The sequence below is a fragment of the Clostridium chauvoei genome, assembly GCF_002327185.1.
Classification (GTDB): Bacteria; Bacillota; Clostridia; order Clostridiales; family Clostridiaceae; genus Clostridium; species Clostridium chauvoei.
Window position 1 is genome coordinate 1,265,254 of record NZ_CP018624.1, and the last position, 12,903, is coordinate 1,278,156.

The 12,903-nt window shown below is 26.6% G+C and carries 10 protein-coding genes; 1 reads left to right on the plus strand and 9 read right to left on the minus strand.

What is annotated here, in order from left to right; translation table 11 throughout:
* Positions 1 to 110: 110 nt before the first annotated feature.
* The 7 genes from BTM21_RS05990 to BTM21_RS06015 form a co-directional block, all read right to left on the minus strand.
* Positions 111 to 1,043 carry a glycyl-radical enzyme activating protein gene (locus BTM21_RS05990; RefSeq protein ID WP_021875611.1) on the minus strand — a complete coding sequence of 311 codons (933 nt, stop codon included), beginning with the start codon at positions 1,041 to 1,043 and terminating at the stop codon, positions 111 to 113.
* A 100-nt stretch (positions 1,044 to 1,143) separates the two neighbouring features.
* Positions 1,144 to 3,555, minus strand: coding sequence for a glycyl radical protein (locus BTM21_RS05995; protein ID WP_021875610.1), 2,412 nt, complete (start codon positions 3,553 to 3,555; stop codon positions 1,144 to 1,146).
* A gap of 225 nt (positions 3,556 to 3,780) precedes the next feature.
* A complete protein-coding gene (locus BTM21_RS06000) occupies positions 3,781 to 4,245 on the minus strand; it encodes a response regulator transcription factor (protein WP_242969962.1) in 465 nt (154 codons plus the stop codon).
* Between the two features lie 5 nt (positions 4,246 to 4,250).
* Positions 4,251 to 4,487, minus strand: coding sequence for a response regulator (locus tag BTM21_RS13920; RefSeq protein WP_242969963.1), 237 nt, complete (start codon positions 4,485 to 4,487; stop codon positions 4,251 to 4,253).
* Positions 4,488 to 4,496: 9 nt separating this feature from the next.
* Positions 4,497 to 5,687 (minus strand): PocR ligand-binding domain-containing protein, encoded by a 1,191-nt coding sequence (locus tag BTM21_RS06005; RefSeq protein WP_021875608.1) that lies wholly within the window; start codon positions 5,685 to 5,687, stop codon positions 4,497 to 4,499.
* A 184-nt stretch (positions 5,688 to 5,871) separates the two neighbouring features.
* A complete protein-coding gene (gene htpG, locus BTM21_RS06010; RefSeq protein WP_021875607.1) occupies positions 5,872 to 7,743 on the minus strand; it encodes a molecular chaperone HtpG in 1,872 nt (623 codons plus the stop codon).
* Between the two features lie 239 nt (positions 7,744 to 7,982).
* Complete coding sequence (locus BTM21_RS06015) at positions 7,983 to 8,834, minus strand: hypothetical protein (protein ID WP_079481337.1); 852 nt, start codon at positions 8,832 to 8,834, stop codon at positions 7,983 to 7,985.
* Positions 8,835 to 8,974: 140 nt separating this feature from the next.
* On the opposite strand from BTM21_RS06015, the gene BTM21_RS06020 reads away from it, so the two are divergent.
* On the plus strand, positions 8,975 to 9,589 hold the full coding sequence (locus tag BTM21_RS06020; protein ID WP_021875605.1) for a superoxide dismutase: 615 nt from the start codon (positions 8,975 to 8,977) through the stop codon (positions 9,587 to 9,589).
* A 238-nt stretch (positions 9,590 to 9,827) separates the two neighbouring features.
* Here BTM21_RS06020 and BTM21_RS06025 read toward each other — a convergent pair whose 3' ends face one another.
* Entirely contained in the window at positions 9,828 to 11,066 is a 1,239-nt protein-coding gene (locus BTM21_RS06025) for an IS256 family transposase (RefSeq protein WP_079481332.1), read from the minus strand.
* A 112-nt stretch (positions 11,067 to 11,178) separates the two neighbouring features.
* Entirely contained in the window at positions 11,179 to 12,891 is a 1,713-nt protein-coding gene (locus tag BTM21_RS06030; RefSeq protein WP_021875604.1) for a S8 family peptidase, read from the minus strand.
* Positions 12,892 to 12,903: the final 12 nt, after the last annotated feature.

Genomic DNA, 12,903 nt, shown 5'->3' on the forward strand with positions numbered 1-12,903 from the left:
TACTATTAGACTAAATACTGATTAATTGTTTTAAATTATACTTATTTACGAGGATATTGTTTAAAAGCAAAAAGGATTCTAAAATAAAATTTATTTTAGAATCCTTTTTATTATAAAGCTCCGATATTACATTTTATTCCTATATTCTCTACTACCTTTTTTAACTCTTCCATATATTCTTCTGTTGGTGTAGTTATACTATCTTTTATTTTATATTTTCTTCCTATACATTCATATTTATTTACACCTAATCTATGATATGGCAATATATGAATTTCTTTAACCATTTTAAGAGTTTTAGCAAACTTAGCTATTTTCCCAATACTCTCTTTGTCTGAATTAAATTCTGGAATTACAGGTATTCTTATTATAGTTTCTACTCCAAGTTCAGAAATTCTTTTTGCATTTTCTAATATAATCTCATTTCTTTGTCCTGTATTTTTTAAATGTTTATCAGAATCCAAGTGCTTAATATCTAAAAGCACTAAATCTAACCACGGAATTACCTCATCTATAATTTCTTTAGATGCAAAACCTGTAGTTTCCATAGTCGTATGCCAAGCATTTGCTTTAAATCCCTTTAATAATTCTAAAGTAAATTTAGGCTGCATTAACGGCTCTCCACCTGATAAAGTAACTCCACCATTTGAATGTCTAAAATGAGTGGCATCTTTCTTTACTTCTTTAATAACTTCTTCTACACTTTTTTTCTCTCCCGATATAACTAAAGCTCCTGGATAACAAATATCTGAGCATTCTTTGCAATTTATACATTTTGTTCTATCTATTCTATTAACATCATTAAAATCAATAGCTCCTACATCACAAATATCTTTGCATCTTTTACAACCTAAACAATTTTTTATATTAAACATTAATTCCTCATTAGGATTTTGTGATTCTGGATTACTACACCATAAACAAGATAATGGACACCCTTTTAAAAATACTATTGTTCTTACTCCCGGTCCATCATTTACTGAAAATCTTTGTATATTAAAAACAGTTCCTGTCTCATCATAATTTATCTTTTTATCTACCATACTCTAGCCCTTCTTTCATTTCATTATTAAATTTAAAAGTCCTGCTTTAATAAATATTGAATTTCAATATTTTAATAAAACAGGACCATAGGCTTAAGTTTTACATACTTTGTTCTGTTCTCTTTATAATATCATCCTGTACCCCTTTATCTAAACAGATAAATTGAGCACTATAACCTGCAACACGTACTATTAAATCCCTATAATTTTCTGGATGTTTTTGAGCATCCACTAATGTTTCTTTATCAATTACATTAAATTGTACATGCATTCCCTTTTTATCAAAATAACTTCTTATTAAGGCTGCTAAATTTTTTAATCCATTATCCCCTTCTAGAGAACGTGGATTAAACTTTTGATTAAATAGTGTTCCACTAGGAGCACTAAAATGATCTAGTTTAGCTACTGAATTTGCTGCTGCTGTTGGTCCATTTAAATCAGCTCCCCTAGTTGGTGATACCCCATCTGCTAATGGTGTATATGCACTTCTACCATCAGGAGTAGCTAAAACTAAACTACCTAAGTGAACATTATTAGATACTGGATATAATCCTGGAATAAATTTTCCACCACGTTGATTTGTGTGTTTTGATACTTCATTACAATATATTAAAGAACCTATACGTGTAAGTTCGTCAACTTCATCTATATCATTACCAAATTTAGGAGATCTATTAAGTAACATTTGCTTAATAGCCTGATGATTTAATTTCTTCATATCATCTTTTTCAAATTCACCAAAATTTGAATCAAGGGCTTCCTTCAATTCTTTTAAAGTTATCTTATTTTCATCAAATACAAGCTTTTTAATAGCCATAAATGAATCTCCAACATTAGCAACTCCTACCCCTAAAGGACCTGAAAAACGATAGTGTCCTCCACCTTCTTGAATTGATTTTCCTCTTTCTATACAATCATCTAACATACATGATAAAAATGGAAGTGGTGCTCTTTCTCTATGTGCAATATCAACACAATTATCTGCTGCAACCATTTGAGAAACAAAATATTTCATTTGCTTTTCATATGCATTTATCAAATCATCTAAAGATTTAAATGTAGTAAAATCTCCTGTATCTACTCCAACTTTCTTTGAATTACTGTCTCCATTATTTACAACTAACTCTAATATCTTAGCTAAATTAAAGAATGCTGCATCATACCATCCATCTGTTTTCGCTGGTTTTTGTGGTTCAACACAGCCTACTATTCCATAGTCTCTTGCATCTTCTAAAGTTAATCCTTGATTTACTAACATAGGTACGATTACTTCATCATTATAAAAAGCTGGAAGGCCTGTTCCTAATCTAGTTAATTCACAAGTTCTTATTAAGAAATCATCTGGAGTTTTACTCCATATTCTAACTGAAAGAGATGGTTGTGGTAATAATAAGCTTCCTGTTGCTTCAAGACACATATAAGATAATTCATTTGTTGCATCTTTTCCCTCCTCAGTTTGTCCTCCAACTATTAAATTTTGAAACATTGAATATCCACTAAAAGCTTTAGTTGTAGTTTCATCACGAACTTTGGTAAGATCATTAAATTTAACCCATAGACAATGAAGAATTTCTGTATTAAATTCTCTCATACTTTCATTTAAATTTATATCATGTTTATAATATGGGTACATATATTGATCAAAACGTGCAGGAGATATTGCATGCCCATTAGATTCTAAGCTTATAATTGCTTGTACAAACCAAAATGATTGACAAGCCTCATAAAATGTTTCAGCTGGATATTCAGGAACTTTAGTACATATTTTAGCTATATTTAGCAATTCATCTTTTCTTCTAATATCTGTTGTATCTTCTGCTAATTTTTCTGCTAATTTAGCATATCTTTTAGCATAATGTATTGCTGCTTTACAAGAAATTATTACAGAATCCCAAAACATTCTTTTTTCAACATAGTCCGGAGCTGACTTATCATAAGTATTTAATTTTTCTTCTACCTCTTCTATAATTCCCTTAAAACCTTTTTCTAAAACTTTTTTATAATCTACAGAAATATGTCCAAGACCATTAAAATAATAATTTGCTACAGTAAATACATTTGCTGCCATAGCATTTTTTGTTTCCTCTGACATATAAGATGTTGCTAATTCACTAACAGTTCTGCCTTTCCAGTATTTAAAAGTTTCTTTAAGATCTTTCTTAGTTTTTTCAGTAATTTTAAATGCATCAGATGTTCTCTTTTCAAATTTATCAAATTCATTTACCAACCACTCATTTGAAAATTCCGGAAAAACCTGTGCTGATCTAGGATTCTTTGTTAAACTTCCAACTATAAGTTCCTCATCCCTAATTACTATAGGAATTTCCATTAATACTGCTTCTAAAGATTTGGCTTTACGAATAATCATGGGTTCGTTTTCATTTTCTTTAAATGCTTTAGTTAATATTATTGCTCTATCTGCTTCAATGCAAGGCATTGCTGACATAACTTCTTCTTTTAATTTCTCAATTCTCTTAGTAGGCTTTATAAATCCTTTTGCTAAAATATCCATAGTGTACCCCCTAGCCTTATAATATATTTTAAAATTTACTCCTAAAGTATAGATTAACTATAGGAGTAAATCATTTTAATTTCTATATATTATAGTACCTTAAAATTTTATATTTCTTTAACACTTAATTGCCTACTTTATTATACTTTTTTTCCATTTTGTACAAGTTAATTCTTTTTATAATTTTTATGATACATTTTTGTTTTTTTCTCTCAAATATATACTTTACTTATTGTTATACTTTTCTCTATACTCTAAAGGTGTCATTCCTTCTACTTTTTTAAATACCTTACAAAAATAATTTGGTTCATTATAACCAATATAAAAAGTTATATCGCTTATACTAGTATTTGTGTTTTTAAGAATTTTTTTTGCTTCTTCAATTTTCCTATTTGTAACATATTTATTGAAATTAGTTCCCATAGTATTTTTGAAAGCTTTACTTAAATATGATATACTTAACTTCATACAACTAGCAATATCTTGCAACATGATATTGCTGTTTATATTATTTTCTATATAATTCAATACAAACTTTATTTCGTTATCTATAGAATAATCCTCACTTGTACCTATAATATCATTTATTGACTCTATTACTTTATCTGCCTTTATAGGCTTTAATAAATAATCATCGACTTTTAGCTTCAATGCTTGTCTTACAAGTTCAAAATCATCGTATATACTCATTAATATTATTTTTTATCTTTATCTTTCTTTTTTATTATTTTGCAAACCTCATATCCGTTTAATATAGGTAATAATGCATCAATAAATATAATATCTGGATTCAAATTTTCTACCATGTCTAAAACTTCATCACCATAGTTTGCTATACCTACAACTTTAACATTTTTAAACTTGTTATTTATAATTATTTTTAATGCTTCAACTTCTAAATTCTCATTATCAGCAAGTATGACTTTAACCATTTTTTACCTCTATTTATTTAAAGGAATTTTTATTTTTATTATATTCCCTAGATTTTCTCTACTTGTTATCTTTATCTTATATTCTTTACCATAATAATTATTAAATAAATCTCCTATATTTGAATCACTATTATTTAACATAAAAAATATCTCATTTTCCTTAATTCCTATACCATTATCTTCAATAATAATAACTCCTTCATTTTCTATAATCTTACCATTAATAACAATAAATCCATCTTTCTTTTTATAAGATAAACTATGCGTAATTATATATTCAATAAAATATAATAAAGTCATAGGAATTATCTTTAACCCTTTTGCTCTATCCTCTATATTAATTTTACACTTTATTCTATCCTCAAATCTTAAAGACTGAATCTTTAAGTAATTATTTATATTTTTTACTTCCTCTTCTATTGTAACTTGCTTTCCTATATTTTTTGATAAGTATCTTGTTATATCGCTGAAAGTGCAAATGGCCTCTTGAGTCTTTTTTGAATCTTCTATCAATGCAAGATTTGATATAGAGTTTAATGTGTTTAATTGAAAATTCAGACTTAGAGGTGTTTGTAAGAATTTAAAATCTGAAAAAATAAGCTTATTTTTAAGATAACTAATTTCATCTTCCTGTTTTTTTAGTTTAATATTATTAAAAGTTATTTCTTCTTTTAATCTATTTAAATCAGATTTATTTATTAATTGATTTACTATTATTTCTACTACTGAATATATTGATTTTAATTTTGAGTATTCTACATATCTTATATCTTCATATTTTCTTTTTATAATTGGATATTTTTTAAATAACCTTATTATTTCTTTTGACTTTTTATTTGATGAAAACTCTTCTTTATCTGTTTTTACTTGGCCAAAAAAAACAGCTCCAATATACTGATTATCTATAACGATAGGTATTGCAATATCTACTAATCCTGCTGGACATTTAAATATATAAGGTTTTTTCCTTATTGCTGATTCTAACCCCCCATGAGCATTAGCTGAACAGCATAAATCTAATCCTTCTTCAATGCTTCTTAAACTACTGCAAAAATCACAAAAATTAGAATAATTATTTATAGGATTCCCTCTAAAATCAACTATATTAAATGCAAGATCTGTAATTTCAGCAAGCTTATCTTGAAGGTCTTGCAACAAATCAATGTCTATTAAATCTTCTAACTGTCTATTTCTATCCATTGTAAGTCATCTACTTTCTTTATATTGTAAATTTGCCATTTAATACAATTATCGCATATTGGATTTTCATGTCAATATAACTAAAAGTTTATTTTAAAATATTATAAACTAAAGTCCAACAAATTTCTTTGCTGGACTTTTCTAAATAAAATAATTTAATATATAATATTTTATTTTGCTACTATTAATTCATTATCTTACAAATGTTATTTGTAAATTCTACTGGATCTTCTATAGTTAATCCTTCTATAAGTAACGCTTGATTATATAGTATATCTGTATATAGTCTAAACTTATCCTTATCACTTTCATAGTTTTCAATTAACTTTTTGAATACATCGTGATTTATATTTATTTCTAATACCCTATCAGCCTTTACTCTTTCTCCATTTGGCATAGCATTTAATACTTTTTCCATTTCAATTGTAACTTCCCCATCATTGGATAAGCATACTGGATGATTTTTTAACCTCTTAGATGCTCTTACAGCCTTAACTTTATTTGATAATATTTCTTTCATAGAATTAAATAACTCTTTATTTTCGTTATCTTCTATATTTTTATTATCCTCTGTATCTATACCTAAATCACCACTAGAAACTGATTTAAACTCTTTATCTTTATAATTCATTAATACTTTTATTGCAAATTCATCTATATCGTCTGTAAAGTATAGTATTTCATATCCTTTATCTAAAACAAGCTCTATTTGTGGAAGCTTTTCTATTCTTTCTTTTGATTCTCCTGATGCATAATAAATATACTTTTGATCCTCTTTCATTCTAGAGATATATTCATCTAACGTTACCATTTTCTTTTCCTTTGATGAATAGAACATTAAGAGGTCTTGAAGAGTATCTTTATTTATTCCAAAATCACTATATACTCCATATTTCAACTGTTGACCAAAAGATTTATAAAATTCTTCGTATTTTTCTCTTTCATTCTTTAATATATTTAATAGTTCATTTTTAATTTTATTTTTTATATTCTTAGCAATAAGTTTTAATTGTCTGTCATGTTGAAGTATTTCTCTTGAAATATTAAGGGATAAATCTTCTGAATCTACTATTCCTTTAACAAATCCAAAATAATCCGGTAATAAATCTGAACACTTATTCATTATTAAAACACCATTTGAATATAACTCTAATCCTTTTTCATATTCTTTAGTATAGAAATCATATGGTATCTTTTCTGGAATAAATAAAATTGCATTATAACTTACCGCACCATCTACACTAATATGAATATGTTTTATTGGCTTATCAAACCCATAATGCTTTTCAGCATAAAAATTATCATAATCCTCCTTTTTAAGTTCATTTTTATTTTTTCTCCAAATAGGAACCATACTATTTATAATTTCTTCTTCTTTAAACTCTTCATACTCATTTTCAGTGCCATCTTTTAATTTTCTATTAGTTACATCCATCTTTATTGGATATCTAATAAAATCTGAATACTTTTTAATTATTGACTTTAATCTATACTCCTCTAAATATTCATCAAAGTTTTCGTCTTCTGTATTTTCTTTTATATTAAGTATTATTTCTGTTCCTACAACATCTTTTTCACATTCTTCTATTGTATATCCATCTATTCCTTTAGATTGCCATTTGTAAGCTCTATTACTACCAAAAGCTTTACTTATAACTGTAACCATATCTGCTACTAAAAATGCTGAGTAAAAACCTACTCCAAATTGACCAATTATATCATATCCATCTTTAATTTCATTTTGCTTTTTAAACTGTAATGATCCACTTTTAGCTATAACCCCTAGATTATCATCTAACTCATCTTTAGTCATACCTATACCTGTATCTGAAATTTTTACAACTCTATTTTCTTTATCTACTGATATCTTGATAAAATAATTATCTTTTTCAAAACTTAAAGATTCATCAACTAATGCCTTATAGTAAATTTTATCTATAGCATCACTAGCATTAGAAATAAGCTCTCTTAAAAAAATTTCCCTATGTGTATATATTGAATTAATCATAAGGTCTAAAAGTCTTTGGGATTCTGCCTTAAATTGTTTTGTTTCCAACGTAAATCTCTCCTTCCAAAATAAAACTTACTTTTTATCAGCACTCTTTTATATCGAGTGCTAAACCTCTTATTTTTTATATATCACATTTAAATTTTCATGTCAACATCTCTATAAATAGTGTATTTCAGGTTAGTGTTAAAAATTTTCTGATTTATATAAATTATCTCCTTTTATTTTTAAATTTCATTTAAATGTTTAACTTAAATAAAGTAGTGTAAATACATACACTACTTTATTTATACAATTCTACTTATAACTTTTACTGTAAAATCACTTTCACTAAAAATATGAATATACTTAACAACCTCATCATTTTTATTTATAGCATAAAATTCAATTACTGGATAATCTTCATAATTGTAATAAAAATGTGGTAATTCTTCATTTATGTTTTCTATTGATTTTATTTCGTTATTTTCTTTTAACCTATGATATAAAAGTGCTGCTTCTAAATAACCTTCTTTTGTTTTTTCACCTTCTATAGCCTCCATAAAATTTCTTAATGCATTTTCTGGTTTAAGTGGTTTATTAAAAACATCATATTCATCAATTTCTCCATCTAAACATTCCTCGGGATTTGGAACCTTTTCCTCTTTGTTAAAGGCAAACACTAATTCCTTTTCTTCTACGTCATCTTTTATTTTATATGATACTAATTTAAATTTATTCTTAATAGCTAGTGTTTTTAAATCTTTTAATCTTTCTTCTACATTTTCCTTTGATATATACCATTTTTCATATATGTTTTCGTTTTTATCTTCTTTATTATATCTAAAATATTTATCTGAGAAATTTATATTAAAATCAAATCGTTGATTTTTAACTTCTCCTAAAAAATTCTTTTTATAAGTTTCAAATAAAACCTTTTCAAGTTGTTCTTCTGTTTCTACATAAAATCCATCATTTTCTACTAAAGATATCATAAACTGGATATAATCTTCATATGTCATTGTATTTTCATTTATAAAAGGCTCACCTTTCATTGCTTCAAGATATCCTTTATATTGTTTATATAATCTTTTTTCTTCTATTTTTTCCATAATTACACCATCACTTTTTATAATGTTTTTTACAATATTATTATACATTTTCATTTTCCCTTTAACAACTATTTATAAATCCTTGTAACTTTTCTGTTTTGCACTCTATTTAGTATATAAAGTATATTAAATTACATATACTATAAAATAAAATATATTATTTTAATAATTAGGAAGGAGTTTATTTAATGAAATACGACAAAATAGTTTTACCTTATTCTTTTGATGCTTTAGAACCTTATATAGATACTTTAACTGTAGAAACTCATTATGGAAAGCATCTTCAAAGTTACGTAAATAATCTTAATGATATAGTATCAAAAGATCCTATATTTTTTGAAAACAAAACTTTAGATGAAATATTATCTGATACTAATTCAATCCCTGTAGAAATAAGGCAAGGAGTTATTAATCAAGGTGGTGGTGTAGCTAATCATAACTTTTATTTTTCTATATTATCTCCTAAAGCCAAAACTAGTCCATCAGGTAATTTATTAAATGCAATCAATAATACCTTTGGAAGTTTTGAAAATATGAAAGATAAACTTAATAAATTATCTTTAGGAAAATTTGGATCTGGTTGGGGCTGGCTTGTAGTTAATGAATATTGTGGACTTGAAATAATAACTACCTCAAATCAAAATTCTCCCTTAAGCATTGGTAAAAAGCCACTTATTACTATAGATGTTTGGGAGCATGCTTATTACTTAAAGTATAAAAATTTAAGAGCTGATTACATTAAGAACATATGGAATATAATAGATTTTAATTTTATTGAAAGTTTATATAATTCTATTTGTTAATAAATTATAAATATAAAAAGTATGAAGTCTACTTTCTATTTTAGACTTCATACTTTTTCGTGAGAGAATAGATAATTCTGTGTAATTATCATTTTTATTATTTTAATATTACTGGAAATTTTCATTTCCAGTAATATTTTTTTATATTTAAGAAATACTAATAATGTTTCTTATTACCTTTTTTAGTATTTCAAAAAAATCTAATAGTATGCATATAATTTATAAAAAGTACAAGCTTTTAAGCTAATTCATCTTTTAATTGATCTTCAAATATTATTGATAGCTCCGCTAGCGTAGCACCCCAATTATGTATAGGTTGAGTCCATTTTTCTAGTATCTCCATTGTTGCTAAGTAAACACACTTATTTAAAGATTCATCAGTTGGGAATATGACTCTAACTTTAGTGAATTTACGTATTTGACGATTAAAACCCTCTAAGATATTTGTAGTATAAATCATCTTTCTTATAGTTGGAGAGAAGTCAAAAAATGTTGAAAGGTTACTCCAATTGTTATACCAGGAATCTATTACTATTCCATATTTATCTCCCCATATCTCCTTTAAATTATCTAGCTGTGCTAACGCAAGTTCCTCTGTTGTAGCCTTATAAACCTCCTTCAAATCTTTCATAAATGCTTTTTTATCTTTTGAAGCTATGTATTTTATTGAATTTCTTATTTGATGAACAATACATGTTTGAATATTTACTGATGGAAATACTGTTTTTATAGCTTGTGGAAGACCTTTTAATCCATCCATACAAGCAATTAAAATTTCTTTTACACCTCTATTTTTTAAATCATTGCAAATTCCTAACCAGAATTTAGCACCTTCAGCTTCATCAACCCATATACCTAAAATATCTTTATATCCTTCCATAGTGTATCCTAAGCATATATAGACAGCCTTGTTAACTATCTTTCCATTACTTCTAACTTTAAAGTACATAGCATCTAAATAAACTATTGGATATATTTTATCTAATACTCTATTTTGCCATTCGGCGGCGCTAGCAAGCACTTTATCAGTTATTTTAGATACCATCGATGGTGATATAGTTATTCCATATAAGTCTTCAATTTCAGCCTGAATATCAGATGTTGACATACCTTTAGCATATAAAGATATAATCTTTTTATCTAACTCAGTACACACGGTTTCATATTTTTTTATAATTTGTGGCTCAAATTCAGCATTTCTATCACGGGGTACGTCTAGGTCGACGTCACCGAAGGAACTTCTTAAATTCTTGCGACTATAACCATTCCTGTAGTTCTTCTTAGTTTGATCAACTGCTTCTACACGTTCATATTTATTTCTTCCTAGATGTTCTTCCATTTCACCTTCTAATATATTTTCAAGAACATCTTTAACTAATCTTTGTATTAATCCGTTTTTACCCATTACATCATCGATTGTTTTGCATCTTTTAATTTCCTCATTGTAATCAAAGTTGGTATCAATTTTTCTTGTCATAATAATTCCTCCTAATTTATATAGTATATTATTCCAAAACTTCCAACTGTTAATACAAAAAACAGTAGATAGTTTTGTTTTTACACAAAACTATCTACTGTCTCTTTTTCGTTTATTTAATATTTTGAAATAATGTTAACATATCTAATTTACCATACCCCCATTCAGGGTTTGGATATACATCTCCAGGTCGTTTTCTTACTCCTCTCATAAAATAAGTTATCATCTTTTGAGCATTTATAATTTTATCATTTCCATCTACGATTCCCCATTGAAGTAATAATGAACATGCCCCTGCTGTAATTGCTGATGAAGCACTACTTCCAGAAACATATATTATTTCACTATTTTTCCCAATGGTCTTAATTTTATCTCCTCCAACAGTCATTATTGGTTCTGTATTTTGTCCATACCCTATCCATTGCTCTCCTCTACCAGAGTAACCATTTATAGTATTATTATTTTGATTATACCAAGAATTAACTATTATATATCTAGACATTCCTGGTATTGTCATTGTTAAATATGGATTAGAAGATATAAAACTTGTTCCTTCTTGTAAAATACTTTCAGGAGGTAACCACGCATTAAACTCTCCATTTAATATATAATCTCCTCTAACCTTAAATCTCCATATTCCTGGTTTTAAATCTTCTAATACAACTCTTATTATTTCATCTCCTGTTAATTCATCAGGCCAATAATAATAAACTTTTAAATTTGTATTTTCAAATACAAATTTACTTTCTATAGTTCCTCTTGTTGTTATTGGTAATATCCCTGTACTTTCCCCTGATGGAGATATTACGTTTAACGATACTCTACTTGGCTTTTTTACCCATATATCAAAGTATATATTTCTTTGTTTTTCCCCTATTAGAAGTTCTATTATTTGAGTATCTAAAGGTTTATGTATTTTTCCATTTACATGTCCTCCAAATATCCCTTGATTGCCTGTACCAGTTACTACTACTGTTCCTCTAGTTTGTGATATTAAATCTATATATTTCTCTATTACAGTATTTCCTGTATGACTTCCTTCTGTACTTCCAAGTGGTATATATATTACTAGCGGCTTTTTTAAAATACGACTTTTTTCCACTATAAATTGTATTCCTTCTAATATTTCACTTACGCTATATATTATATTATTAGTACCAAACCATTTTTGAGCCTTTATATTTTCTTTAAGTTTTACAATTATATAATTACATTTATATGCAACACTTTCTATATTTCTATTTTCTAGTCTTCCTCCTACTATTGCCGCCATACTTGTTCCATGTCCATATTGATCTTTTGATTTAACAATTTCATAAGGATTCTTTCCTTCAGATTTTGCCTTTATTGCACTATTTATATCTTCTTTTGAATAAACTACTCCATATTCAAAATTATTTTTTTCATCTATAATACTTTTATCAAAAATATATTCTATCCTAGACATCCCATTTTCATCTAAAAATGCTTCGTCTAAATAATTTATTCCAGTATCTAATATTGCAACTATAGTTCCTTCTCCATTTAATTTCAAATAATCTCCTGATTGAACCTGTGGAATAAAAGCTGTAGATATAGCTGATACATCTTCTAATACATATACACTATCAAATTCAAAATATGTTATTGTATTTAAGTTATTAATTAAATTCATTAAATCTTTTTGTTTTACATATACAACTCCATATCTATCATTTATAACTCTCCCACATACATCATCTATTTTTGATATTTCATCAATAAAATCACCTTGATATTCTACTATTATCTTCATATATTCAGGATCTTCATCAAATTTTTTACAGGCCTCACTTTTTAAATACAAAATATCACCTCA